At 70.6% G+C, this 24,207-nt stretch carries 22 protein-coding genes; 12 read left to right on the top strand and 10 right to left on the bottom strand.

The window, feature by feature from the left end; all coding sequences use genetic code 11:
* Positions 1 to 2 precede the first annotated feature (2 nt).
* Complete coding sequence (locus ACIGJI_RS04020) at positions 3 to 650, top strand: ComF family protein (protein ID WP_363445928.1); 648 nt, start codon at positions 3 to 5, stop codon at positions 648 to 650.
* Between the two features lie 131 nt (positions 651 to 781).
* A complete protein-coding gene (gene hpf / locus ACIGJI_RS04015; RefSeq protein WP_085607163.1) occupies positions 782 to 1,438 on the top strand; it encodes a ribosome hibernation-promoting factor, HPF/YfiA family in 657 nt (218 codons plus the stop codon).
* A 63-nt stretch (positions 1,439 to 1,501) separates the two neighbouring features.
* On the opposite strand, the gene ACIGJI_RS04010 is transcribed toward hpf, so the two are convergent.
* Positions 1,502 to 2,827, bottom strand: a complete 1,326-nt coding sequence (locus ACIGJI_RS04010) for a hypothetical protein (protein WP_259955246.1) — start codon at positions 2,825 to 2,827, stop codon at positions 1,502 to 1,504.
* A 72-nt stretch (positions 2,828 to 2,899) separates the two neighbouring features.
* A complete protein-coding gene (locus ACIGJI_RS04005; protein WP_280566171.1) occupies positions 2,900 to 3,532 on the bottom strand; it encodes a PadR family transcriptional regulator in 633 nt (210 codons plus the stop codon).
* Positions 3,533 to 3,722: 190 nt separating this feature from the next.
* Here ACIGJI_RS04005 and secA point away from each other — a divergent pair, with 190 nt between their 5' ends.
* Both secA and ACIGJI_RS03995 read left to right on the top strand, forming a co-directional pair.
* Positions 3,723 to 6,527 (top strand): preprotein translocase subunit SecA, encoded by a 2,805-nt coding sequence (secA, locus tag ACIGJI_RS04000; protein WP_363445933.1) that lies wholly within the window; start codon positions 3,723 to 3,725, stop codon positions 6,525 to 6,527.
* Positions 6,528 to 6,594: 67 nt separating this feature from the next.
* Entirely contained in the window at positions 6,595 to 7,821 is a 1,227-nt protein-coding gene (locus ACIGJI_RS03995) for a pyridoxal phosphate-dependent aminotransferase (protein ID WP_187663733.1), read from the top strand.
* Here the strand turns inward: ACIGJI_RS03995 and ACIGJI_RS03990 are convergent.
* Complete coding sequence (locus ACIGJI_RS03990; RefSeq protein WP_363445935.1) at positions 7,712 to 8,992, bottom strand: P-loop NTPase; 1,281 nt, start codon at positions 8,990 to 8,992, stop codon at positions 7,712 to 7,714. The genes ACIGJI_RS03995 and ACIGJI_RS03990 overlap by 110 nt on opposite strands.
* Positions 8,989 to 9,609, bottom strand: a complete 621-nt coding sequence (locus ACIGJI_RS03985) for an SAF domain-containing protein (RefSeq protein WP_363445937.1) — start codon at positions 9,607 to 9,609, stop codon at positions 8,989 to 8,991. The genes ACIGJI_RS03990 and ACIGJI_RS03985 overlap by 4 nt, the downstream gene beginning before the upstream one ends.
* A 98-nt stretch (positions 9,610 to 9,707) precedes the next feature.
* On the opposite strand from ACIGJI_RS03985, the gene ACIGJI_RS03980 reads away from it, so the two are divergent.
* Positions 9,708 to 9,986, top strand: coding sequence for a helix-turn-helix domain-containing protein (locus tag ACIGJI_RS03980; RefSeq protein WP_363445939.1), 279 nt, complete (start codon positions 9,708 to 9,710; stop codon positions 9,984 to 9,986).
* Positions 9,987 to 9,989: 3 nt separating this feature from the next.
* On the opposite strand, the gene ACIGJI_RS03975 is transcribed toward ACIGJI_RS03980, so the two are convergent.
* On the bottom strand, positions 9,990 to 10,628 hold the full coding sequence (locus ACIGJI_RS03975) for a hypothetical protein (RefSeq protein ID WP_363445941.1): 639 nt from the start codon (positions 10,626 to 10,628) through the stop codon (positions 9,990 to 9,992).
* A gap of 161 nt (positions 10,629 to 10,789) precedes the next feature.
* Here ACIGJI_RS03975 and ACIGJI_RS03970 point away from each other — a divergent pair, with 161 nt between their 5' ends.
* On the top strand, positions 10,790 to 11,176 hold the full coding sequence (locus ACIGJI_RS03970) for an Rv3235 family protein (protein WP_187663737.1): 387 nt from the start codon (positions 10,790 to 10,792) through the stop codon (positions 11,174 to 11,176).
* A gap of 24 nt (positions 11,177 to 11,200) precedes the next feature.
* A complete protein-coding gene (locus tag ACIGJI_RS03965; protein ID WP_187663738.1) occupies positions 11,201 to 12,685 on the top strand; it encodes a sensor histidine kinase in 1,485 nt (494 codons plus the stop codon).
* A gap of 59 nt (positions 12,686 to 12,744) precedes the next feature.
* On the opposite strand, the gene ACIGJI_RS03960 is transcribed toward ACIGJI_RS03965, so the two are convergent.
* On the bottom strand, positions 12,745 to 12,993 hold the full coding sequence (locus ACIGJI_RS03960; protein ID WP_017203224.1) for a WhiB family transcriptional regulator: 249 nt from the start codon (positions 12,991 to 12,993) through the stop codon (positions 12,745 to 12,747).
* 229 nt (positions 12,994 to 13,222) lie between these two features.
* Here ACIGJI_RS03960 and ACIGJI_RS03955 point away from each other — a divergent pair, with 229 nt between their 5' ends.
* Entirely contained in the window at positions 13,223 to 13,609 is a 387-nt protein-coding gene (locus tag ACIGJI_RS03955; RefSeq protein WP_187663739.1) for a hypothetical protein, read from the top strand.
* A 15-nt stretch (positions 13,610 to 13,624) separates the two neighbouring features.
* Here the strand turns inward: ACIGJI_RS03955 and bcp are convergent, their stop codons facing one another.
* Genes bcp through aroA form a run of 3 tightly spaced genes read right to left on the bottom strand, consistent with a single transcriptional unit; the run spans position 13,625 to position 16,498 of the window.
* Positions 13,625 to 14,098: a thioredoxin-dependent thiol peroxidase gene (gene bcp, locus ACIGJI_RS03950; protein WP_259955259.1), complete on the bottom strand. Its 474-nt coding sequence runs from the start codon at positions 14,096 to 14,098 to the stop codon at positions 13,625 to 13,627.
* 9 nt (positions 14,099 to 14,107) lie between these two features.
* Positions 14,108 to 15,178: a ribosome small subunit-dependent GTPase A gene (rsgA, locus tag ACIGJI_RS03945; RefSeq protein ID WP_292797962.1), complete on the bottom strand. Its 1,071-nt coding sequence runs from the start codon at positions 15,176 to 15,178 to the stop codon at positions 14,108 to 14,110.
* Between the two features lie 3 nt (positions 15,179 to 15,181).
* Positions 15,182 to 16,498, bottom strand: a complete 1,317-nt coding sequence (aroA, locus tag ACIGJI_RS03940) for a 3-phosphoshikimate 1-carboxyvinyltransferase (protein WP_259955261.1) — start codon at positions 16,496 to 16,498, stop codon at positions 15,182 to 15,184.
* A 66-nt stretch (positions 16,499 to 16,564) separates the two neighbouring features.
* Here aroA and ACIGJI_RS03935 point away from each other — a divergent pair, with 66 nt between their 5' ends.
* The 3 genes from ACIGJI_RS03935 to ACIGJI_RS03925 are packed head-to-tail and all read left to right on the top strand — an operon-like array spanning position 16,565 to position 18,821.
* Positions 16,565 to 17,227 (top strand): sigma-70 family RNA polymerase sigma factor, encoded by a 663-nt coding sequence (locus ACIGJI_RS03935; RefSeq protein ID WP_025103063.1) that lies wholly within the window; start codon positions 16,565 to 16,567, stop codon positions 17,225 to 17,227.
* Positions 17,224 to 17,469, top strand: coding sequence for a zf-HC2 domain-containing protein (locus ACIGJI_RS03930; RefSeq protein WP_025103064.1), 246 nt, complete (start codon positions 17,224 to 17,226; stop codon positions 17,467 to 17,469). The genes ACIGJI_RS03935 and ACIGJI_RS03930 overlap by 4 nt, the downstream gene beginning before the upstream one ends.
* 50 nt (positions 17,470 to 17,519) lie before the next feature.
* Complete coding sequence (locus tag ACIGJI_RS03925; RefSeq protein ID WP_268776523.1) at positions 17,520 to 18,821, top strand: GNAT family N-acetyltransferase; 1,302 nt, start codon at positions 17,520 to 17,522, stop codon at positions 18,819 to 18,821.
* Positions 18,822 to 18,887: 66 nt separating this feature from the next.
* Here ACIGJI_RS03925 and ACIGJI_RS03920 read toward each other — a convergent pair whose 3' ends face one another.
* Positions 18,888 to 22,571 carry a multifunctional oxoglutarate decarboxylase/oxoglutarate dehydrogenase thiamine pyrophosphate-binding subunit/dihydrolipoyllysine-residue succinyltransferase subunit gene (locus tag ACIGJI_RS03920; RefSeq protein ID WP_187663744.1) on the bottom strand — a complete coding sequence of 1,228 codons (3,684 nt, stop codon included), beginning with the start codon at positions 22,569 to 22,571 and terminating at the stop codon, positions 18,888 to 18,890.
* Between the two features lie 161 nt (positions 22,572 to 22,732).
* Between ACIGJI_RS03920 and ACIGJI_RS03915 the strand changes: the two genes are divergently transcribed.
* Positions 22,733 to 24,187: a GuaB1 family IMP dehydrogenase-related protein gene (locus ACIGJI_RS03915; RefSeq protein ID WP_363444560.1), complete on the top strand. Its 1,455-nt coding sequence runs from the start codon at positions 22,733 to 22,735 to the stop codon at positions 24,185 to 24,187.
* Positions 24,188 to 24,207 lie beyond the last annotated feature (20 nt).

Below are 24,207 nucleotides of genomic sequence, written 5' to 3'. Positions count from 1 at the left end.
ACATGGGGTTCACGACACGGGTGGGCGCGCTCGCCGCGGAGACCGGGGCGCTGCTGCTCGCGGCGAGTTGTGCCGGATGCGACCGGCCCGGCATCGTGCTCTGCGACAGCTGCCGGGTCGCGCTCACCGCGAGGCCGCGCGACGTGCGGACCCCGGGCGGGTTGCGGGTCCGCGCCGCCCTCGACCTGGACGGTCCGGCCGCTTCCTGCATCCGGCGTCTGAAAGGAGCGGGGCAGACCGCGTTGGGACGACCGCTGGGCGCCGCCCTCTCCGTCGTCCTCCTCCCTGCTGTCGGACCGGGAGTCTGGGTGATCCCCGTCCCTACCTCGCGGGCAGCCTTCCGTCGGCGCGGCTACCGCGTGCCTGAGCTCCTCGTCCGGTCCGCCGGTGCGGAGCCGCAGCGCGTCCTCGCTCTCACCCGTCAGGTGCGGGACCAGCGCGAGCTGTCTGCCGTCGCGAGGGCCGACAATCTCCGGGGCGCGATGCGCGCACGCCGACGAGGGCTCGGCGCACCCGCGATCGTGGTGGACGACGTCGTGACCACGGGGGCCACGCTCGACGAGGCCAGCCGCGCCCTCGTCGCCGCCGGATTCGTCGTCGCCGGGGTCGTCGCGCTCGCCGCCACGCCGATGTCGGCCCGATCCGGATGAGGTTCATTGCAGACTCACCGGAGACACAGGGCCTCGGGCCGTGACATCGGCCGCGGGTCGGACTACGGTGGGGTGTCACAAGGCGACCACGGTCCGCCCTTGGCCGGGTGGACCGGGACAAGGAGGCAGCAATGGAAACGAGCATCGTGGGCGTCGGAGTGGGCATCACCGATCGCTTCCGCACCGTCGTCGAAGAGAAGATCGCCAAGATCCAGACACTCGCCGCCAAGGCGCAACGCCTGGACGTGAAGGTCACGCACCGGGTCTACCGCAACGGTCGGGTCCCGGACGAGACGGTCGAGTTGACGCTCGTCGGGAAGGGCCCCGTGGTCCGTGCCGAAGCGGTCGACGGCGACAAGTTCGTGGCGCTCGACCTCGCGATCGACAAGATGACCGAGCAGCTGCGCCGCGCGAAGGAGAAGCGCGTCGACGGACGACAGCATCCGCGAGGCCCGCACTTCGAGAAGGGCAGCGGTTCGCTCGAGGGCATCGACGTGCAGCCCGCCTCCGCCGAGGTGCTGCACGCCGTGGCGACGGGGAGCATCCCCGTGCAGAGCGAGGAGGAGGAGGACTACTCCCCGGTCGTCATCCGCACGAAGAGCTTCGAGGCGGAGTGGATGACGGTGGAGGAGGCCGTCGACCGGATGGAGCTCGTCGGGCACGACTTCTTCCTCTTCGTCGATGCGCGCACCGACCACCCGAGCGTGGTCTACCGCCGCAAGGGCTGGGACTACGGTGTCATCGCCCTCAGCACGCAGGCTCCGCCCGCTGAGGCGCTCGCCTCCTGACAGGACCGGGAACGGCCCGATCCCTGCGGGGATCGGGCCGTTCCCGTGTGAAGCTCGGGGGCGTCAGTCGAAGATGCCGTCCAGGAGGCTGCCGATGACGAGCCCGCCGAGGATACCGGAGGCGAGGTCGCCGCCGCCCATGCCTCCGCCGCGACGGGGGCCGCCGCCCCAGCCCCCGCCCCAGTCCTGATCCTGCGGGCGCGAGGAGTCGATGTCCCGCTGTGCGAGTTGGAGAGCCTCCGCGGCGAGGTGGGCCACCCTGCGGGCCTGCGCCAGGGCCGCCTCGCGCGTCTCCTCGGCGGGCAGGAGAGCCGGCAGGTCGACCCGGAGCCGCTCGGCCTCGGCCAGACGCGTGCGGGCGTCGGCGCCGATCCATCCGCGGTGGCCGGCGATGAGGCCGCGGGCGACGCCGAGCTGCCGGTCGGCGTCGTCCATCGCGTGTTGCACCTGTGCGATGGACGGCAGGGGGTTCTCGGCCCGGTGTCGCGCCGTGGCGATGGCGTGGTCGAGGCCCGCGTTCGCTTCGCGCAGCTGGGAGAGCTCCGCGAACGGATCGTTGGGCTGCCCCGAGGGGGTGAGCGCGGCCAGAGCCGCCTGCAGCCGCGCGACGGCTTCCGCCACGGCGGGCGTGGAAGGAGCGGTCCGCGCGGCGATGAGGTCGTTGCGGGAGTCGGCGATGACCTCGGCCAGCGTCGACTCGGCGCGCAGCGCCTCGATCTCGAAGTCCTCGACGGCATCGAGCAGGGCGCCGGCGCGGCGCGTCGCCTCTGTGGCCGTCTCCAGTGCGAGGTTCGCCTCCTCGTTCTGCTTCGCGGCACGGCGGCGCTCCGAGATGTCGGCGCTGTGGGTGGCGAAGCGGATCAGCTGCTCCGCCTCGGCGGCGCTCGCGGTGATCTGATGCATGGCGGAGTCGGAGTAGCGGGCGGACAGCCGGGACACGGTCTCGTCCGTCTGCGGGATGCGGGCGCTCAGAGCCTCCGCGTCGGCGCGCACCTGCGCGATGATCTCGGGCGCTCGCCGCACCTTCGCGACCGACTCCGCGAGCACGGTGGTCTTCTCGTCGAGCAGGTCCTGGGCCCAGTCGCAGAGCTGCAGGATCCGCGCGTTCCGCGTGCGCAGTTCCTCATCGGTGTCCGGGATCTCGTCGTGGTTGAGCTGGTGGAGCTGGAACGCCTCCCGCAGGTGCGTCCGGACCGACAGCAGCGCGGCCTTGAGGTCGGACGTCAGGGACTCGCCGAGCTCGGCCTCCGCGAAGACGAGCTCGTCGGAGGTGGTGCGGATCCGCTCGTCGGCGGCGACGAGTGCCTGCTCCGCGCGTCGGGCGAGGTCCGCGTCCTGCGCGGCGAGTTCTTCCTGTTCGCGTTTGCGTCTACCCCAAAATCCAGCCATGTGCTGATCCTAGTTTCCCCGGCACCCGCGCGGGCTGAGCATCCGCTCCAGGCGAACGGCCCGCCGCGGAGCTCAGGCGGGCACCGCGACGGCGTCCTCGCCGCCGACGGCCAACGGCGTCGCCTTCGCCGGACGTCCCCTCTTGGGCCGTTCGGTGGTCAGTTCCAGCGCCATCTCGGGGTGCGGGTGCTGCGCGAGCCGGGCCTCCGCCTGATCGAGCCAGCGGAGCTCGGCTTCCGCCGCGCAGATGAGGGAGTCGAGGACGAGCGACCACGCGAGGTCCTCGGGGCTGCCCGCCGCGAGCCCGGGGGAGGGCGTGCGGCGCAGCTCGTCCAGCCGCTGCTGTGAGGCGTCCCGCTGGCTGCGGAGGATGGTCGCGGCATCCACTCCGGGCAGCGTGGCGGCGACCGCGAGTTTCACGGCGAGCTCCTCGCGCGTCGCCGGAGCGCGGAGCACCGGGGCGGCGAGCCAGCGCGCCGCCTCGGCCGAGCCCGCTGCGGTGATGTGCCAGTAGACATGGCCGTGGTCGTCGGCCTCCCCGCGCTGGACGAGGCCGTCGCGCTCGAGTCGCTCCAGGGTGTTGTAGATCTGGCCGACGTTGAGGGGCCAGGTCGACCCGGTCCGGCGGTCGAACTCGTGGCGCAGCTGGTAGCCGTAACAGGGGCCCTGATCGAGGATGGCGAGCAGGCTCTGGCGTACGGACATGGCCGGTCTCCCGAGGATGGTGGATGGAAAGCAGTGCCGAGTATATGCATACCCGGCAATTTCACTGACGCGGCGCGGCGGCCGCCCTTGCAGGCGACGTGGAGGTCACAGCCCGGTAACATGGCAAAGCATGCCTGTCGCTCGCCTCGCGACGACCGGCGAATGACCCAATGACAGGGAGATGACATCCGTGGCGAATCCTCTTGAGAAGCTGCTGCGTGCAGGTGAGGGGCGGATCATCCGCCGTCTGAACCAGGTGGTGAAGGCGGTGAACGCCCTCGAGGAGGACATCTCCCAGCTCACGGACGACGAGCTGCGCAACGAGACCGCCGAGCTGCGCGCCCGGTACGAGAAGGGCGAGACGCTCGACCAGCTCATGCCGGAGGCGTTCGCCGCGGTGCGCGAAGCCGCGAAGCGGACGCTCGGCATGCGCGCGTACGACGTGCAGATCATGGGTGGCGCGGCCCTGCACCTCGGCAACATCGCGGAGATGAAGACCGGTGAGGGCAAGACCCTCGTCGCGACCTTCCCCGCCTACCTGAACGCGATCGCGGGCGAGGGCGTGCACGTCATCACCGTGAACGACTTCCTCGCGAGCTACCAGGCGGAGCTCATGGGTCGTGTCTACCGCGCGCTCGGCATGACGACGGGCATCATCGTGTCCGGGCAGACGCCCGCCGTGCGCCGCGAGCAGTACGCCGCCGACATCACCTACGGGACGAACAACGAGTTCGGCTTCGACTACCTCCGCGACAACATGGCCTGGCGCAAGGAGGACCTCGTCCAGCGCGAGCACTTCTTCGCGATCGTCGACGAGGTGGACTCCATCCTCATCGACGAGGCGCGCACGCCTCTGATCATCTCCGGGCCGTCGTCCGGTGAGGCGAACCGCTGGTTCGCCGAGTTCGCCAAGATCGCGCGCACGCTCGTCGCCGGTGAGGACTACGAGGTCGACGAGAAGAAGCGGACCGTCGGCGTCCTGGAGCCCGGCATCGAGAAGGTCGAGGACTACCTCGGCATCGACAACCTCTACGAGTCGGCCAACACGCCGCTGATCTCGTTCCTGAACAACTCCATCAAGGCGCTCGCGCTCTTCAAGAAGGACACCGACTACGTCGTCATGAACGACGAGGTCATGATCGTCGACGAGCACACCGGCCGCATCCTCGTCGGCCGCCGCTACAACGAGGGCATCCACCAGGCGATCGAGGCGAAGGAGGGCGTGCCGGTCAAGGCCGAGAACCAGACCCTCGCCACCGTCACGCTGCAGAACTACTTCCGCCTCTACGACAAGCTCGCCGGCATGACCGGTACGGCCGAGACCGAGGCCGCCGAGTTCATGTCGACGTACAAGCTCGGCGTCATCCCGATCCCCACGAACAGGCCGATGATCCGCAAGGACCAGCCGGATCTCGTGTACAAGAACGAGGCGGCGAAGTTCGCGCAGGTCGTCGAGGACATCGCGGAGCGCCACGCGAGCGGTCAGCCCGTACTCGTGGGCACCACCAGCGTCGAGAAGAGCGAATACCTGTCGCGGCTGCTCGCGAAGAAGGGCGTCAAGCACGAGGTCCTCAACGCGAAGAACCACGCGCGCGAGGCGGAGATCGTCGCCCGCGCCGGTCGGCTCGGTGCCGTGACGGTCGCGACGAACATGGCCGGTCGAGGCACGGACATCATGCTCGGTGGTAACGCCGAGTTCCTCGCGGTGCAGGAGCTGAAGGCGAAGGGGCTCGACCCGGTGGAGACGCCGGAGGAGTACGAGGTCGCCTGGGACGAGACCTACGAGGCGATGAAGAAGGTCGTCGAGGAGGAGGCCGAGAAGGTCATCGAGGCCGGTGGCCTCTATGTGCTCGGCACCGAGCGCCACGAGTCGCGCCGCATCGACAACCAGCTGCGCGGTCGTTCCGGCCGTCAGGGCGACCCGGGCGAGAGCCGCTTCTACCTGAGCCTCACCGACGACCTCATGCGGCTGTTCCAGTCGGGTGCCGCCGAGGCGATCCTGGCCCGCACGAACTTCCCGGACGATGTGCCGATCGAGTCGGGCCTCGTGTCCCGCGCGATCCGCAGCGCGCAGTCGCAGGTCGAGGCCCGCAACGCCGAGATGCGCAAGAACGTCCTCAAATACGACGACGTCCTCAACCGTCAGCGTGAGGCGATCTACGCCGACCGTCGTCAGATCCTCCAGGGCGACGACATCGCCGACCGGGTGCAGCACTTCATCGAGGACGCGATCAGCGGCGTCGTGCGCGACCACACCGGCGAGGGACACAACGAGAGCTGGGACTTTGACGCCCTCTGGACCGAGCTGAAGACGCTCTACCCGGTGAGCGTCACGATCGACGAGGTCGTCTCCGAGGCCGCAGGCCGCAAGGGCGGCATCACCGCCGAGGGTCTCACGCGCGAGCTGCTCTCGGACGCGAAGATCGCGTATGAGAAGCGCGAGGAGTCGCTCGGCGAGGCCGCGACCCGCGAGCTCGAGCGTCGCGTGGTCCTGCAGGTGCTCGACCGCCGCTGGCGCGACCACCTGTACGAGATGGACTACCTCAAGGACGGCATCGGCCTGCGAGCGATGGCGCAGCGTGACCCGCTCATCGAGTACCAGCGCGAGGGCTACGCGATGTTCCAGTCGATGATGGGCCAGATCAAGGAGGAGTCGGTCGGCTACCTCTACAACCTCGAGGTCGAGGTCCGTCGCGCGGGCGACGCCGAGACCGCGGAGGTCGAGGCGAAGGGCCTCGCCAACGACGGCGGAGAGCAGCGGCTGGAGTACTCGGCCGCCAACGACGCCGGAGAGGTCGAGGTCCGCAACGACCGGGGCCAGGTGCAGCAGGCCGCGACCGACCGGATGCGTCAGGCCGCCGCGCGCGCTCAGGCACCGCAGCCGGCCGAGCCCGAGGAGGCTCCGCGCGGGGCCTTCGGGCAGCGCACGGAGCAGAGCGCCCCGGCCGCGGGCAACCGCGAGCAGCGCCGCGCGCAGAGCAAGAAGAAGAAGTAGCCCCCGGGTGAGAAGGAGGGCCAGTCCGTGCGGATTGGCCCTCCTTTCGTCCCTGTAGGCTTGATCGATGACACCATCGCGCACCTTCGACCAGTCGTCGAAGCTCAAGAACGTCCTGTACGAGATCCGCGGAAACGCCCTCGTCGAGGCGGCGCGACTGGAAGCAGAGGGCCACCGGATCCTCAAGCTGAACACCGGCAATCCGGCGATCTTCGGGTTCGACGCCCCGCATCAGATCGTGCACGACATGCTCGCCGCGCTCCCCACGGCCCACGGCTACAGCGACAGCAAGGGCATCATCTCGGCTCGCCGCGCCGTCGTGAGCCGGTACGAGGAGATCGACGGGTTCCCCCGTTTCGATCCGGACGACGTCTACCTCGGCAACGGCGTCTCCGAGCTGATCACCATGACCATGCAGGCGCTGCTGGACGAGGGGGACGAGGTCCTCATACCCGCCCCCGACTACCCGCTCTGGACGGCCATGACGAGCCTCGCCGGCGGCACCCCCGTGCACTACCTCTGCGACGAGGACGACGACTGGCAGCCCGACCTCGAGGACATCCGGTCGAAGATCACCCCGCGCACCAAAGCGCTCGTGATCATCAACCCGAACAACCCCACCGGCGTGGTCTACTCGCGGCAGGTGCTGGAGGGACTCGTGCAGATCGCGCGGGAGCACCAGCTCCTCATCCTCTCCGACGAGATCTACGACCGGATCCTCTTCGACGACGCGGTGCACATCCCGACGGCGACTCTCGCCCCTGATCTTCTCTGCCTCACCTTCAACGGACTGTCCAAGACCTACCGCGTCGCCGGCTACCGCTCCGGGTGGATGGTCGTCACGGGTCCCCAGGACCATGCCAAGGGGTTCATCGAGGGGATCACCCTGCTGGCGTCGACCCGGCTCTGCCCGAACGTCCCTGCCCAGCATGCCGTGCAGGCGGCGCTGTCCGGAGTCCAGTCGATCGACGCCCTCATCGCCCCGACGGGGCGTCTTCACGAGCAGCGCGACATCGCCTGGGAAGGGTTGGAGGCCATTCCCGGCGTCTCCTGCGTGAAGCCCCAGGGCGCTCTCTACGCGTTCCCCCGACTGGACCCGAACGTGCACGAGATCCGCGATGACGCCAAACTCGTCTACGACCTGCTCGTCTCGGAGCACATCCTCCTCGTGCAGGGCACCGGGTTCAACTGGCCGACGCCTGATCACCTGCGGCTCGTGACCCTGCCAGAGCCGCGAGTGCTGAGCGAAGCCGTCGAGCGCCTCGGGAACTTCCTGTCGAGCTACCGCCAGTAGTCGCCGGAGGGGCGGACGGCTCGAGACCGGCCGCGAGCCGACGGACGGCAGCGACGAGCGCCGACCGCGGCGCGACGTCCGAGATCGGCCGGGCATGGAGGAGAGCCGCGTCGACGGCGCGCCGATCCAGGGGAAGGAAGACGATGTCGGTGAGCCCGGCGAACCGCTCCAGCGTGCGACGGATCTGACTCCGGGCATCGAGGCCGAGGGGGCCGGGACGGACCTGGTTCACGACCACCGTCACCGGCGTCTGACCAACGAGGCGCCGGAGCTCGGCGTGGTCGCGGAGGAATCGGCTGATCCCCAACGGATCCGCTGCCGCCACCGCCACGACCCGGTCCGCCTCGCTCAGCGCTGCGACGGTCGCCGCGTGCCGCCGCGGGCCGACCACGTCGTAGGTCGCCTCCTCGTCCGCGTCGACGGCGGCCGAGACGTCCACGACGGTCTCCTCCGTCCATGTCCGGCAGAGGGAGAGCGTCGCCCGGACCCGCGCATCGGACAGCTCCGGCCAGCGGTTGGGGCGGTTGAGCCCGGCCAGCACATCGACCTCGGCACCTCCGGCTGCGAGGCGGGTGGAGAGGCGGGTCAGTTCCGCCGGATCGAGCGCGCCGGCCTCGGCGCGACGGCAGGCGGCGGCGAGGCCCGGGGCGTCATCGTCCATCCCGAGGAGCAGCGCGAGAGCGGGGGCCACGGTGTCCGCATCGACCAGCGCCGTCCGGCGTCCGCGGCGCGCCAGCTCCACGGCGAGCTGGACGGCGACCGTCGACCGCCCCGGCGCCCCGTGCGGACCCCAGACGGCGATGACCCGGGGCGGAGCCGACGGAGCCGGGGCGACGGGCTGAAGGTCGGCGGACAGTGCCGCCGCGATCTCCCACCCCGCTGCGTCCGCGCGCAGGGGAGGGGCGAGGCCCATCCGTATCGCGGCGCGACCGTCCGCGCCTCCGAGTGTGAGGACGCGGACGCCGGCGCGGTCGCACGTGGACAGCAGTTCGGTGGTCAGCACAGCCCTGCTCGCGGGAACGACGACGGCCTCCACCTCCGGATGCAGACGAGATGTGATCATCGCGGCGGAGGCGGAGGGGATGCTGGCGGCCGAGACGCCCTCCCACTCCAGTTCGGCGACCAGCTCGTCGGCCCGCGGCGCGGCCACCGCGATGAGGACGACGCTCACGACCCTGCCCCGACCGGGACCACGGAGAGTGCCGCACCGCCGGTGACCGCGGCGAGGACCGCGGCGACATCGCTCCGGTCGATCACGATCTCCAGCTCCGCGGTGGTGTCCGCCAGGAGCCCCTCCCGCTCGAGGACGGCACGCACGACGACGTCTCCGACGAGGATGCGGGGCTCGTCATAGGAGCGCCCGTCCTCGCGCAGGGGCGCCTGCCAGATCTCGACCTCGGTTCCGGCCTCCACGTCTTCGGGAAGGCCCACGCTGCTCGCGACGACGACCGTCGTCGTACGGCTGTCCGCTGCCGTCGTCATCGCCGTCCTGGGCACCAGCTCGCCCTCCGACAGCGTCCGGGCCGCGACCTGGCCCGTGTCGAGCTGGCCTGGCCGGACGTACTCGTCGGACACGGCCCCCAGCGCCACATCGACGGTCGCGAAGTCGGAGGCGCGGAGCACTTCTCCGCGGACGATCGTGCGCTGCGCCTGGAGCACCGGCGTCGCCTGGTCCGAGGAGGTGAGCACGAACCAGACGCCGGCCATCGACGCCAGGACGAGCACGATGCCCACCGCGAAGCGGGCATCTCCGCGGAAGCGACGAGGGGAACGGGAGAGCGGGGCCATGGCGATATGGTCACAGAAGCGGCCACCAGGGCCGTCGAGTTATCCACAAGGTCTCGCCACCCCGCACCTCCTCCGCCCTGCGCGCCCAGAATGAGGGCATGACACCCCCACACCCGCACACCCCCCGTTTCCTCGCGCCTGCGCAGGTGGCAGAGCTGCTGAGCATCGATGTGGACGAGGTGATCGCGCTCGTCCACGCCGGAGACCTTCGCGGCGCCCCCCTCGGTGCGCCCGCGCGCTGGCGCATCGAGGAGTCGAGCATCGAGGAGTACCTGGCCGCGCAGGTGGAGGAGGCGCGGCGGATGGCCCTGTGGCGGCAGTCGCAGGCCGCGAGCTTCCCCGAGCTGTGGGGACCCGCCGTGTCACGGCGTCCCTGAGCGTCAGAGAGTCGGAGCTCCCTGCACGCGGATCGCGGCGAGGGCGGCGTACGGCACGATCCGGAAGCCCCGTACCGCGTCGGCCCGGCGGGTGGCGCCGCTGTCGTGCTCGGCGAGATCGAGGTGGTCGGCGGCGGCGCGATCGATGGTCCCGTGGAGATCGTCGCCGACGAGGAGGCGGAGCTGCACCGGAAGACGGCGACGCGCGAGGTCGCGGAGGGCGAACCCCAAGGTCATCCGTTCGCGGAGCGTGGTCGCTCCACCGTTCGTGTCGTCGGCGAGGCTGCCCAGCATCGATCCGTGGTCGAGCGTGAGTCCGAGCACGGATGTCATCGGGATCAGCAGCATGGAGCCCGGCACGCGCGCGCCCTGCGGCACGCGCGAGACGGCGGCGAGCCAGTCCACGCCCAGGGACCGCAGGCCGACGGGCAGGTGAGCCCCGTCGACGAGGTGGAGTGTCGCTTCGATGTTCGCGGCGCACAGATGGCGCAATCGAGCGCGCAGGTCGAGTCGAGCGATGCGGAGTCGCTCGGACTCGGCGTCGCGGGCGGCGCGTTCCGCCTCCCACTCCGCGGCGAGCTGTCCTTCCAGGTCGTCGAAGAGGGAATCCCAGTGCACCCGACCGAGCGTAGGGGCGGACATCGTGTCGTCCGAGTTATCCACATCCGCGCGGACGGTCGCCCCGGCCCTCGCCCGAAGCGCGGAATCTACGGGTTGTCCACAGACCTCCTCCTGCGCCGACAGTGCCGTACCGGGAACGTGTTCTACTGACGGCTCGCCGACGCCTCCGAGGGGAGATCGAGATGATGCTGGCCGAGTACTTCGGACCGCAGCCCACTCCGGCCGATGAGCTTCCGGACCCCGTGCTCCTCGTGCGGAGCCTCACCCAGGGGGCTCTCGAGGCCCTCGCCGGAGTGCGGGAGGTGGATCAGCTCGCCCGCTGGTTCAGCGAGGAGGCGTACCGCAGCGTCGTCACCAGGGCCAACCTCGCCGCCCGCGCGCGCAGTGCTCGCGGTGTCGCGCCGACCCGACCCACCTTCGTCATCCGGACGGTGCGGGTGACGCACCCGCGGGACGGCATCGTCGAGGCGGTCGTCGTGGTCGCGGGCCCGGGGCGCACCCGTGCCGTGGCCATCCGACTCGAGGGGCTGGACCGACGGTGGCGCGCGACGTCGCTCGCCATCCTCTGAGGCGGGGGAGCCTAGGCTGGTGAGGTGTCAACCCTCAGTGATCTCGCCCAGGCCCAGGGCCTTCTGACCGACGACGACGTGGAGTGGCTGCACCGGCTCGCCGGTGACGGACAGCTCCTCGCGGACCTCGCCTCCGCCGATATCGTCCTGTGGATCCAGACGGACGACGGCTCGTTCGTCGCCGTCGCTCACGCGCGACCGAGCGGTGCGGCGACGCTCTTCTACCGGGACATCGTCGGGGAGCGGGTGCGCCCGCAGTGGCGCACGCAGGTGCACGGCGCTTTCGAGTCGGCGGAGATCGTCGATTCGTCCTCGCCCGACTGGTTCGAGGAGACACCGACCAGGGTGCGCGCGGTCCCGATCGTGATCGAGCGGCGCGGCGAGGACAAGGCTCCGCGCGTGATCGGGGTGGTGACGCGGCACACCAACCTCGGGGAGGTCCGCACGCCGTCGCGTCAGCAGATCACCTTCGACGAGTGTGCCAACGACCTGTTCCGCATGATCGCGGACGGCAGCTTCCCCGACCCTGCAGCGCCGACATCGCCGCGCCGCGGTGCGCCTCGGGCATCGGACGGTCTCATCCGGATCGACGTGGACGGCATCACGACCTTCGCCAGCCCCAACGCCCTGTCCGCGTTCAATCGGATGGGCTTCGACGACGAGCTGGAGGGCGAGTCCCTGGCCGAGGTGACCACCCGGCTCGTACCGCCGTCCCGCCAGGTGGACGAGTCGCTGCCCGTGGTGGTCACGGGGCGGGCGCCCTGGCGGACCGACATCGAGGCGCGGGGGGTGACGGTCTCCCTCCGTGCCATCCCCCTGAAGGATCACGGCACCCGCATCGGGGCGATCGTGCTCTGCCGCGACGTCTCGGAGCTGCGCCACCAGGAGCAGGAGCTCATCACCAAGGACGCGACGATCCGCGAGATCCACCACCGGGTCAAGAACAATCTGCAGACGGTGGCGTCCCTGCTCCGGATCCAGGCGCGACGCACGCACTCCGACGAGGCGCGGGATGCTCTCACGCAGGCTATGCGCCGCGTCGATGCGATCGCGGTCGTCCACGACACCCTCGCTCAGGGCCTCACGCAGAAGGTCGACTTCGACGAGGTCTTCCATCGTGTCCTCAAGCTCGTCGCCGAGGTGGCGTCGGCTCCCAACACGCGGGCCCGCACGCAGTCGACGGGACACTTCGGCGTGCTCCCGAGCGAATACGCCACGCCGCTCGCCCTCGCCCTGACGGAGGTGGTCACGAACGCGGTGGAGCATGGCCTCGCCGGGCAGGAGGGCGTCGTCACGATCGACGCGAAGCGCACCGAGGACAACCTCCGGGTGACGGTTCGCGATACCGGCCACGGGCTCCCGGAGGGCCGGATCGGTCAGGGCCTCGGCACGCAGATCATCCGCACGCTGATCCAGGGCGAGCTCGGCGGCACGATCGACTGGCGGGGGAGCGAGGGTGAGGGGACCGAGGTGGTCATCGACATCCCGCTGCGCTGGCTCGAGCGCTGACGCCTCGTCGGAACACGCAGAAGCGGCCTGAGACGGTGTCTCAGGCCGCTTCGTGAGTCTCAGGAGGCGCGGCGGGCGCGGGCGGCGCGGCGCTTGAGCGCGCGGCGCTCGTCCTCGGACAGGCCGCCCCAGACGCCCGAGTCCTGGCTCGTCTCCAGGGCGTACTGCAGGCAGATCTCGGTGACCGTGCACGTCGCGCAGACGGTCTTCGCCTTCTCGATCTGGTCGACGGCCGGGCCGGTGTTGCCGACCGGGAAGAACAGTTCGGGGTCGACGGTCAGGCAGGCGGCCTTGTCACGCCAGTCCATGGGGGCTCCTCGGTGTGGATTTCATGAGATGTCGCGATGCGACCTCTCGATTCGGGCGACGGTTCGGGTTCCGCTACCCTGTTGAGATACGGGCGGATGCCCGCTGATTGTGATGCGAACGCGAACGTTCGCCCCACGCCGCTGTGGGAGCACATGACTTTCTCTATTCTGTTACATGAATACCCTGAAATCAAGGGTTTTCTCGTCATTCGATCCCCGGGAGGACCACGTGCGCGCACCGGGAATCGCCCGCGCCGCCGCCGCCGTCCTGGCCGTCGAAGCGGTCGCCCTGCTCGTCTTCGCGGCCATCGAGATGGCGGGACTCGGGGCAGGGGACGCCGCATCGCTGCCGACGGCCATCGCTCTCATCGTCCTGACCCTGATCGGTGCCGCGGCACTGGGAGCCTTCGCCTTCGGCACCCGCGCCGGGCGCTCCTGGGCGCGATCGGGCGGGGTGGTGTTCCAGGTCCTCGCGATCGCCCTGGCGCTCGGCGCCCTCACGCTGCCGCCGATCCCGTGGGTGTTCGTGCTCGGCCTCGGGGTTCCCGCCGTCGCCGGCTTCGCCCTCCTCATCGCGAGCGCACGCCGTGAGGGGACGAGGCGCGAAGCGGAGTGACTCCGCCGCGACGCGTCAGGCGTCGATGCCGAGCTGCTTGCGCAGACGCGCGACGTGGCCGGTGGCCTTCACGTTGTACTGGGCACTCGTGATGATGCCGTCCTCGTCGAGGACGAAGGTCGAGCGGATGACGCCTTCGACGACCTTGCCGTAGTTCATCTTCTCGCCCCAGGCGCCGTACGCCTCGTGCACCGCGTGGTCGGGGTCGCTGAGCAGCGGGAAGGTGAGACCGTCGCGGTCGCGGAAGGCGGCCAGCTTCGCAGGCTCGTCCCTCGAGACGCCGACGACCTGGTACCCGGCGCCCTGGAGCGAAGAGATGCTGTCGCGGAAGTCGCAGGCCTCGGTCGTGCACCCCGGGGTCATCGCCGCGGGGTAGAAGTACAGCACGGTCTTCGTGCCGCGCAGATCGGCCAGCCGGACGGTGTTCCCGTCCTGGTCGAGCAGAGCGAAGTCGGGGGCGGCGGTTCCGGTTTCCAGGCGTTCGGTCACGCCCCCAGCCTACCGTCCGGGCGGCTGCTCCGCCTTGTCGGCGAAGGTCTGCAGCAGCCGCTGCAGCGAGTCCAGCCGCGCCCGCCCCGTCTCGCTCAGCTCGCCGCGCTCCGCTGCCTCGATGAGGGCGCAGTCCGGCGCGTCCGGCAGGTGCGTGCAGCCGCGCGGGCAGTCCTCCGCGATGACGGCGAGCTCGGTGAAGGCGGCGAGGATGTTCGCGGGCTCGACGTGCCCCAGCCCGAAGGAGCGCACGCCGGGGGTGTCGATGACCCAGCCCGTGCCGCCTGGGCCCTCGTAGCGGAGGGACACGGTGGACGAGGAGGTGTGGCGTCCCCGGCCGGTGACCTGGTTCACGTGTCCGGTGGCGCGGCCCGCGGTCGGGACCAGGGCGTTCACGAGGGTCGACTTGCCCACGCCGGAGTGCCCGACGAAGACGGTCGAGTGGCCGATGAGCGCCGCGCCGATCTCGTCGACGGGCATCTCGTCCTGTGCGCTCGTGAAGACGCGGAGGTCGAGGCCGTCGAAGTGCGCGAGGAAGGGGGCCGGGTCGGCGAGATCGGTCTTCGTCACCACGAGGAGGGGGCGGATCCCGGCGTCGAGGGCCGCCACGAGGTAGCGGTCGACCAGGCGGGCACGCGGCTCGGGATCGGCCGCGGCGACGACGATGAGCATCTGGTCCGCGTTCGCCACGATCACCCGTTCGACCTCGTCGGTGTCGTCGGCGCTGCGACGCAGGAGCGAGGTCCGCTCGACGATCCCCACGATCCGCCCGAGCGTGCCCTCGTCTCCCGAGGTGTCGCCGACGACGCGGGCCTGGTCGCCCGTGACGATCGGCGTGCGCCGCAGCTCGCGGGCGCGGGCGGCGGTGATCGTGCGCTCCTGCGGGGTGTCCTCGTCGAGGAGTACGGAGTACCGGCCCCGGTCCACACCCAGGACGCGGCCGACCTGCGCGTCCTCGTGCGCGGGGCGCCGCTTGGTGCGCGGTCGGTTGGCCTTCGGGTTCGGGCGGGTCCGGATGCTGCTCTCGTCGTAGTCCTCGAAGTCGTCCTCGAGGTCGTCGGCGTCGCTCAGCCAGCTCACCCGTCAGCCTCGCAGCATCCGCTCCCAGAGCGTGGTGAACTCCGGGAGGGTCTTGGCGGTGGTGCCGATGTCGTCGATCACGACGTCGGGGACGCGGAGGCCGATGAGCGCGCCGGTCGTCGCCATCCGGTGGTCGTGGTGCGCCGCCCAGGAGCCACCGCGGAGCGGGCCCGGCACGATGCGGATGCCGTCGGGGAGCTCTTCGGCGGTCCCGCCCAGAGCGCGCAGGTTGCCGACGAGCGCCGCGATGCGATCGGTTTCGTGGAGGCGGATGTGGCCGATGCCCCGGATCGTCGTGGGGCCGTCGGCGAAGGCCGCGAGACCCACGAGGGTCGGCGTCAGCTCGCTGGCGGCGGAGAGGTCGAGATCGAGCCCGCGGATGCCGGAACCGGCGCGCACGGTGAGGACCCCGCCGTGACGGCTGACGTGGGCGCCTGCAGCCTGCAGGATCTCGGGCAGCAGCGCCCCGGGCTGGGTCGAGTGCGCCGGCCAGCCGGTGATCGCGACGGAGCCGCCGGTGACGAGCGCGGCCGCGAGGAACGGTGCCGCATTGGAGAGATCCGGCTCGATGGGGATCTCCTTGGCGCGGGGGACCCCGGCCTCCACCAGCCACTCGCCGACCGCGGGGCGTTCGATGCGGATGCCACGGCGGCTGAGGGCCTCGATGGTCATGTCGATGTGCGGCAGGCTCGGCAGCCGCTCGCCGGTGTGCACGAGGTGCAGGCCGACGTCGAAGCGTGGAGCGGCCAGAAGCAGCCCGGACACGAACTGGCTGGAGGCCGACGCGTCGATCTCCACGCGACCGCCGCGGATGTGACCGTGGCCGCGGATGGTGAACGGGAGGGCCCAGGTTCCCTCGTCGTCGATGTCGACGCCGAGGTCGCGCAGGGCGCTGATGAGCCCGCCCATGGGTCGGTGCAGAGCCGTCTCGTGCGCGGTGAGGTGGACGTCCTGCTCGGCGAGGCCGGCCAGCGGCGCGATGAAGCGCATGACGGTCCCGGCCTGGCCGCAGTCGATCGTCGTGCCGCCGCGGAGCTTGCCGGGCGTGATCACGAGGTCGGGACCGAACTCGTGGCCGGCGTCGACCTCCTCGATGCCGACGCCGAGCGCGCGGAGGGCCTCCACCATGCGCTGCGAATCGTCAGAGTGCAGCGGCGCGATCAGGCGGCCGGGGCCGTCCGCGATGGCCGCGATGAGGAGTTCGCGGTTGGTGAGGGACTTGGACCCGGGGATCGTGAGCTCGGCGTGGACCGGGCCGTCGATCGTGGGCGCGGGGTAGGCGCCCTGCACACGGGTGGGGGAATACCTTTTGGCGCTCATCGGTTCTCACCTTAGTAAACGCAACGCCGTCCTCGTGAGAGGCGGCTTCGGTGCGAAGGGAAGAGGATGCCTGCGACGCTGGAACGCGAGGTGATCGACCTCAGCCGCCTAGACTGGCCGGTGATGGACGACACCGCAACCGCAGCCACCGTCGGCGACCCTCGGCGCGAGTTCGAGGAGCAGGCGCTCCCCTTCATGGACCAGCTCTACGCCGCCGCGATGCGCATGACGCGCAATCCCGCGGACGCCGCCGATCTCGTGCAGGAGACCTTCGTCAAGGCCTACGGGTCGTGGTCGACCTTCGCGCAGGGAACGAACCTGAAGGCGTGGCTGTACCGGATCCTCACCAACACGTACATCAACATCTACCGGAAGCGGCAGCGCGAACCGTTCCAGGGCACCATCGACGAGCTCGAGGACTGGCAGCTCGGCGGCGCCGAGTCGACGACGGCCTCGCACAGCCGGTCGGCCGAAGCCGAGGCCATCGACCGCATGCCGGCGTCGGTCGTCAAGGACGCGCTGCAGGCGGTCCCGGAGGACTTCCGTCTCGCGGTGTACCTCGCCGACGTCGAGGGCTTCGCGTACCAGGAGATCGCCGACATCATGAAGACCCCCATCGGCACCGTCATGAGCCGTCTGCACCGTGGCAGGCGGATGCTGCGGGAGCTGCTGGCCGACTACGCCGCGGAGCGGGGAATCGCCGCGGCTGACCCGAGGAGCAAGAAATGAGCGACTGCGGCTGCGACAAGGCCCGTCAGGATCTGGAGGAGTACCTCCGCAACGAGGTGTGCAAGACGGAGCACGCCGAGATCCGCGAGCACCTGGAGAACTGCCCGGCGTGCCGGGACGAGGCTCTGGTGGCGACGACCCTCACCGAGGTCATCGCCCGTGCCTGCAAGGAGACCGCTCCCGAGGAGCTGCGCGACCAGGTGTTCGCCCGGCTGCGCGAGGTCCAGGCCGCACAGCACTGAGGCGCTGCGAGCGCGTGCGGGGCGTCGGAGACCGCCCGTAGGCTGTGTGCATGGCCCTCATCGATGCGCGCGGGATCCCCGCTGACCAGACATCCGTCGACCGCCTCGCGGCACAGGACCTCGACTACCGGGTCCTCGATACGACGGACTCGGCGCGGGTGGCCGCCTTCCAGCGAGCGATGGCGCGCGGGTTCCTCGGCGCCGACCCCTCGGAGGCGGCTCGCGAGGAAGGCGTCGGCACCCTGAGGAGCCGGCGCAACATCGGCGTGTACGAGCCCGACACCCCGGCCGACCGTTTCCCCGTGGCGACCATCGACTCCTGGGTGACTCCGCTGACGATCCCCGGCGGTGAGATCGGCATGTGGGCGATCAGCGGAGTCACGGTGGCCGGCACCCATCGTCGTCGTGGCATCGCGCGGGCGCTGCTGGAGGGGGAGCTGCGCGCCGCCTCCGACGCCGGTCTCCCGGTCGCCGGGCTCACGGTATCCGAGGCGACGATCTACGGACGGTACGGCTTCGGCTCTGCCGTCCCGGTGTCGCGGTTCACCGTCGACGTCCGCCGCGCCGGATGGGCGGGGCCCGGTCCCGCGGGCGGCGTCGAGTACCTCGAGCGCGAAGAGCTCGCGGCCGCGCTGGCGGAGGCGCACGAGCGGGCGCGTATCGCCCGATCGGGGCAGGTCCCCGGATGGCCGGCCCGCTGGGCGGGCATCAGCGGGCTCGCGAGCACAGACACCGACCGGGACCGGGTGCGCGGTATCCGCTATCGCGACGAGTCCGGGCAGGTGCGCGGCGTGATGGCGTTCCACCTCGCCGAGCGCGGGGGCACTTTCCGGTTCGCGCTGCACGTGCGTCTGCTCGTCGGCGAGACGGCGGAGGCGACGGCCGCATTGTGGCGATTCGCGCTGCAGCACGATCTCGTGGACGAGGTGACCGCCGACCTCCGTCCTCTCGACGACCCGCTGCCGTGGCTCGTCGGAGACCCGCGCGGGGTCACCCAGGAGGTGCACGACCACGGTTGGCTCCGCGTCCTGGACGTCCCCGCCGCGCTCACGGCCCGGTCCTACGCCGCGCCCCTGGACACGGTGCTCCGCATCGAGGACGCGCTCGGTTTCGCCGCGGGCACGTGGCGTCTGCGCATCGACGCCGAGGGGCGGGCGCGCGTCGAGGCGGCTCCGGATACCGGGGCGGACCTCGTCCTCGACGTCTCCGCGCTCTCGTCGATCTACGCAGGCAGTATCCGTGTCGCCGCGCTGCACGGTGCGGGCCGGATCGCCGGCGCGCCCGCGGCCGTCGAGGCCCTGGACCGCGCGTTCGTCGCCTTCCCGGCTCCGTCCCTCGACATCTGGTACTGATCCCCGGACGACGAGAAGGGCGCCCCGGCCGAAGCCGGGGCGCCCTTCTCGTCGTCCGAGAGCGGATCAGCCGAGGGTCACCGCCGCGCGGATCAGAGCGGCCTGCTCGGTGGCGTGCACCTTGGACGAGCCCGTCGCCGGAGACGCCGAAGCCGGACGCGACACGGGGCGGAAGGAGCGGTCGCCGGGGACATCCGCGAACGCGAGGGCCAGGAACGGCCAGGCGCCCTGGTTCTCCGGCTCCTCCTGCACCCATACGAGCTCGGCGTTCGGGTACGAGTCTGTGATCTTCTTCAGCTCGTCGATGGGTGTCGGGTAGAGCTGCTCCAGACGCACCAGGGCGATCTCCGGGTTCGGGTTCTTCTCCAGCTCGGCGCGGAGGTCCCAGTGCACCTTGCCGCTGTGCACGAGGACGCGCTTCACGGCGGAACGATCGAGACCGCGGTCGTCGTCGATGACCGGCTCGAACCGACCGCCGGTGAACGCCTCGACCGGGCTCGTCGCTCCCCGCAGGCGCAGCATCGCCTTCGGGGTGAACACGATCAGCGGCTTGCGCGGGCGCGCATAGGCCTGACGGCGCAGCAGGTGGAAGTGCGACGCCGGCGTCGACGGACGCGCCACGATCATGTTGTCCTGTGCGCACAGCTGCAGGAACCGCTCGATGCGTGCGGAGGAGTGGTCCGGCCCCTGACCCTCGTAGCCGTGGGGGAGCAGGAGGGTGACGCTGGACTGCTGACCCCACTTCTGCTCCGCGGCGGAGATGTACTCGTCGATGACCGACTGCGCGCCGTTGACGAAGTCGCCGAACTGCGCCTCCCAGAGCACCAGGGCCTCGGGAGCCTCCACGGAGTAGCCGTACTCGAAGCCGAGTGCGGCGTACTCGCTGAGGAGGGAGTCGTAGACGAAGAAGCGGCCCTGGGCGTCGGACAGATTCGACAGCGGCAGCCACTCCTGGCCGTTCGCCCGGTCATGGAGCGCGGCGTGACGCTGTACGAACGTCCCGCGGCGCGAGTCCTGGCCGGCGAGGCGCACCGGAGTGCCCTCGACGAGAAGCGACCCGAAGGCGAGCAGCTCGCCGAAGCCCCAGTCGATGTTCCCGTTGCGGCTCATGTCGAGACGCTTCTCCAGCAGCTGCTGGATCTTCGGGTGCACGGTGAAGCCCTCGGGCTTGTTCACGAATGCATCGCCGATGAGGCGGATGACCTCCGCGGGGACACCGGTGACCTCGGGGGCTCCGACCTGGTCCTCGACCTGCGGGGCCTCCTCCGGGGCGATCGGGGTGGCTCCGGTCTCGGCGGCGTGCGTCTCGGCGAAGGCGATCTCCAGGCGGTTCTGGAAGTCGGCCTTGGCCTCGTCGTACTCCTCCTCGGTGATGTCACCGCGACCGACGAGCGACTCCGTGTAGAGGCGGCGGACGGAGCGCTTCGCCTGGATGAGGTCGGTCATCAGCGGCTGCGTCATCGAGGGGTCGTCGCCCTCGTTGTGACCGCGTCGGCGGTAGCAGACGAGGTCGATCACGACGTCGCGGTGGAAGCGCTCACGGTACTCGAACGCGAGCTGGGCCACGTGGATGACCGCCTCGGGGTCGTCGCCGTTCACGTGGAACACGGGTGCCTGGATCGTCTTGGCGACGTCGGTGGCGTAGACCGAGGTGCGGGCGTCGCTCGGCGTCGTGGTGAAGCCGACCTGGTTGTTGACGACCACGTGGATCGTGCCGCCGGTGCGGTAGCCGCGCAGCTGCGACATCTGCAGCGTCTCGACGACGACGCCCTGGCCGGCGAAGGCCGCGTCGCCGTGGACGAGGATCGGCAGCCAGGCGAAGGTGCCGATGGGCTTGCGGTCCTGCTTGGCGCGGACGATGCCCTCGAGCACGCCGTCGACCGTCTCCAGGTGCGAGGGGTTGGCGGCCAGGTACACGGGGAGCGAGGAGCCGTCGTCGGCGACGAAGGTGCCCTCGGTGCCGAGGTGGTACTTCACGTCGCCGGAGCCGCGCTGGTTGCCGGGGGTCTGCGTGCCCTCGAACTCGCGGAAGACCTGGCCGTAGGTCTTCCCGGCGATGTTGGTGAGCACGTTCAGGCGGCCGCGGTGGGCCATGCCGATCGCGGCCCCCTCGAGACCGGCGGTGGCCGCGCCCTGGAGGATCTCGTCGAGGAGCGGGATCAGCGACTCGCCGCCCTCGAGGGAGAAGCGCTTCTGACCGACGAACTTCGTCTGCAGGAAGGTCTCGAAGGCCTCGGCCTCGTTGAGCTTGCGCAGCACGCGCAGCTGCTCGTCATGGCCGGGCTTCTGGTACTTGACCTCGACCTTGTCCTGGAACCAGCGGCGCTGCTCCGGGTCCTGGATGTGCATGTACTCGATGCCGAGCGTGCGGCAGTAGGAGTCGCGCAGCACGCCGAGGATGTCGCGGAGCTTCGCGACGCGGCGCCCGCCGAAGCCGCCGGTGACGAATTCGCGGTCGAGATCCCAGAACGTCAGCCCGTGACTCTCGATCTCGAGGTCCGGGTGCGAGCGCTGCCGGTACTCGAGCGGATCGATGTCGGCCATGAGATGACCGCGCACGCGGAAGGAGTTGATGAGCTCCTGCACGCGCGACTGCTTGTCGACGCGCTCGGCGAGGTCGACCGCGATGTCGGGGTTCCAGCGGATGGGCGCGTACGGGATGCGCAGCGCGGCGAAGATGTCGTCGTAGAAGCCGCGCTGGCCGATCAGCAGCTCGTGCACCTTCTTGAGGAACTCGCCGGAGCCGGCGCCCTGGATGACGCGGTGGTCGTAGGTGCTGGTGAGCGTGATCGTCTTGCCGATCGCGAGCTCGTTGAGCGTCTTGTCGCTCGCGCCCTGGAACTCGGCCGGGTACTCGAGGGCACCGGCGCCGATGATGCAGCCCTGGCCCTTCATGAGACGCGGGACCGAGTGGACCGTGCCGATGCCGCCCGGGTTGGTCAGCGAGACCGTGGTGCCCTGGAAGTCGGCGGCGGTGAGCTTGTTGGAGCGTGCGCGGGTGACGAGGTCCTCGTAGGCGGCGAGGTACTCGGTGAAGGTCATGGTGTCGGCGCGCTTGATGCTCGGGACCATGAGGGCGCGGGTGCCGTCCGGCTTGGGCAGGTCGATCGCGATGCCGAGGTTGACGTGCGCGGGGGCGACGACGGACGGCTTGCCGTCGATCTCGGCGTAGAAGACGTTCTGGCTGCGGAACTCGTCGAGGGTGCGGATGAGCGCCCAGCCGATGAGGTGGGTGAAGCTGACCTTGCCGCCGCGGGTGCGGGCCATGTGGTTGTTGATGACGATGCGATTGTCGATCATCAGCTTGGCGGGGACCGTGCGCACGCTCGTCGCGGTGGGGACGGTGAGGGACTCGTCCATGTTCGCGGCGAGGGTCTTCGGCAGACCGCGCAGCGGGGTGACCTTGTCCTCCTCGGAGGGCGGCTGCGCCTCCTTGGATTCCTGCTTCGGCTTCGGCGCCTGGGCGGGGATCGGGGCGGACGCCGCGGGCTTCGCCGTGGTGCGGGCGACGGGCTGCGAGCCGATCACCGGGATGGGCGCGGTCACGGGGTGTGCCGGGGCCGTCGTCGCGGTGGGAGCAGCAGCGCCTCCGCCTGCGGTGGTCTCGGAGTGGTACTTCTCCAGGATGGGCCACCACTCCTTGTCGACCGAGTCGCGGTTCTCCTTGAACTGCTCGTAGAGCTCTTCGACGAGCCAGGAATTGGCTCCGAACCCCCCGTCGCCACCGACGCCGGTCACCTGGTTCGACACGCTCTATCGCCCTCTTTCATCGCTGAAGATCTCCGATGCGGACGCACGACGCAGGATGCGCTCGGGCCCGCACACTCTCGACCACCAAGCCTAACCTGTTTCGACCGGGGAGACGTCGAAGAGAGCGACCCGCGCCGCGCCGATCTGGGTACCGTGGAGGCATGGAGTTCTCAGGTGCGCAGCCGACCGTCGATCTGACCTACTCGGATGTCTTCCTGGTGCCGCGCCGTTCGGCCGTCACCAGTCGGTTGCAGGTCGATCTCGCCCCGCACGACGGCACGCCCGCGACGCTGCCGCTCGTCGCCGCGAACATGAACTCGGTGACAGGGCCGCGCATCGCCGCCGTGCTCGCACGCCGCGGGGCGCTGGGCGTGCTCCCGCAGGACCTGCCGCTCCAGGAGCTCGACGCCGCGATCCGCGACGTGAAGGGGCAGCCGGTGCTCTGGGACACGCCGCTCGTGCTGCCCCCGGAGGCGACCGTCGCCGACGCGCTCCGCCTGCTTCCGGCCGCCGTGGGACACGGGATCGTCGTGGCACACGGGGCGGCGCCGATCGCTGTGGACCGCATCGTCGGCGTCCTTCCGGCGACGCGTCTGGCGACCGCGTTGCCCGATGCACAGCTCGGCGACCTCGTGCACCGGGGGACGCCGTCCATCGACGCGGACGACATCGGCTCCGAGCGTCACGCCTTCGACGTCATCACCGAGGCGGACGTCGAGATCGTCACCGTCGTGCACCACGGCCACCTCGTCGGGACGCTGAGCGCGCGCAGCGCCTTGCGCGCCACCCTGTATCGCCCCGCCGTGGACGCCGACGGCCGCCTCGCGGTGGCCGCGGCGGTCGGCATCAACGGCGATGTGGCGGCCAAGGCGAAGGCGCTCGCGGCCGCCGGCGTGGACGTGCTCGTCGTCGACACCGCGCACGGTCACCAGGAGGGCATGCTCCGGGCGCTGCAGGAGGTCGCGTCCCTCGGCCTCGGGCTCCCGATCGTCGCGGGAAACATCGTCACCGCAGACGGCGTCCGGGATCTCGTCGACGCGGGCGCCTCGATCCTCAAGGTCGGCGTCGGCCCCGGGGCGATGTGCACGACCCGGATGATGACGGCGGTCGGTCGTCCGCAGTTCTCCGCGGTGCTGGAGACCGCCGCGGCCGCCGCCGAGGCCGGAGCGCACGTCTGGGCCGACGGCGGGGTGCGCTACCCCCGCGACGTCGCCCTCGCGCTCGCGGCCGGTGCCGCCTCCGTCATGGTCGGCTCCTGGTTCGCCGGGACGATCGAGGCCCCGGGGGAGCTCCAGCGCGACGCGGACGGGCGGCTGTTCAAAGAGTCGTGGGGGATGGCGTCCACGAAGGCCGTGCAGGCGCGGTTCGGTCGGCTCGACGCGTACGAGCGGGCGCGCAAGGAGCTGTTCGCCGAAGGCATCTCCTCCTCGAAGATCTATCTCGACCCGCTGCGGCCGGGAGTGGAGGACCTGCTCGACATGATCACCTCGGGCGTGCGGTCGTCCTTCACGTACGCCGGTGCTGCGACCGTGCCGGAGTTCCACGAGCGCGCCCTCGTCGGACTGCAGTCCGCGGCGGGATATGAGGAGGGCAAGGCGCTGCCGGTCAGTTGGTGATCGCCTGCCGCGTCCACAGT

Origin of the sequence: Microbacterium sp. NPDC064978 (genome assembly GCF_044543605.1) — a bacterium.
Classification (GTDB): domain Bacteria; phylum Actinomycetota; class Actinomycetes; order Actinomycetales; family Microbacteriaceae; genus Microbacterium; species Microbacterium meiriae.
The sequence above is the reverse complement of the archived record's forward strand: the minus strand, read 5'-3'. Positions and strand labels throughout refer to the sequence as shown.

Bases quoted from the DNA above. Each gene is read 5' to 3' on its own strand.
- ACIGJI_RS04010 (WP_259955246.1), bottom strand. From the start codon at position 2,827: ATGGCTGGATTTTGGGGTAGACGCAAACGCGAACAGGAAGAACTCGCC.
- ACIGJI_RS03960 (WP_017203224.1), bottom strand. From the start codon at position 12,993: ATGGACTGGCGTGACAAGGCCGCCTGCCTGACCGTCGACCCCGAACTG.
- ACIGJI_RS03995 (WP_187663733.1), top strand. From the start codon at position 6,595: ATGACACCATCGCGCACCTTCGACCAGTCGTCGAAGCTCAAGAACGTC.
- ACIGJI_RS03935 (WP_025103063.1), top strand. From the start codon at position 16,565: ATGCCTGCGACGCTGGAACGCGAGGTGATCGACCTCAGCCGCCTAGAC.
- ACIGJI_RS03985 (WP_363445937.1), bottom strand. From the start codon at position 9,609: ATGGCCCCGCTCTCCCGTTCCCCTCGTCGCTTCCGCGGAGATGCCCGC.
- ACIGJI_RS03970 (WP_187663737.1), top strand. From the start codon at position 10,790: ATGATGCTGGCCGAGTACTTCGGACCGCAGCCCACTCCGGCCGATGAG.
- ACIGJI_RS03930 (WP_025103064.1), top strand. From the start codon at position 17,224: ATGAGCGACTGCGGCTGCGACAAGGCCCGTCAGGATCTGGAGGAGTAC.
- ACIGJI_RS03915 (WP_363444560.1), top strand. From the start codon at position 22,733: ATGGAGTTCTCAGGTGCGCAGCCGACCGTCGATCTGACCTACTCGGAT.
- hpf (WP_085607163.1), top strand. From the start codon at position 782: ATGGAAACGAGCATCGTGGGCGTCGGAGTGGGCATCACCGATCGCTTC.
- ACIGJI_RS03980 (WP_363445939.1), top strand. From the start codon at position 9,708: ATGACACCCCCACACCCGCACACCCCCCGTTTCCTCGCGCCTGCGCAG.
- ACIGJI_RS04005 (WP_280566171.1), bottom strand. From the start codon at position 3,532: ATGTCCGTACGCCAGAGCCTGCTCGCCATCCTCGATCAGGGCCCCTGT.
- ACIGJI_RS03925 (WP_268776523.1), top strand. From the start codon at position 17,520: ATGGCCCTCATCGATGCGCGCGGGATCCCCGCTGACCAGACATCCGTC.
- ACIGJI_RS04020 (WP_363445928.1), top strand. From the start codon at position 3: ATGGGGTTCACGACACGGGTGGGCGCGCTCGCCGCGGAGACCGGGGCG.
- ACIGJI_RS03975 (WP_363445941.1), bottom strand. From the start codon at position 10,628: ATGTCCGCCCCTACGCTCGGTCGGGTGCACTGGGATTCCCTCTTCGAC.
- aroA (WP_259955261.1), bottom strand. From the start codon at position 16,498: ATGAGCGCCAAAAGGTATTCCCCCACCCGTGTGCAGGGCGCCTACCCC.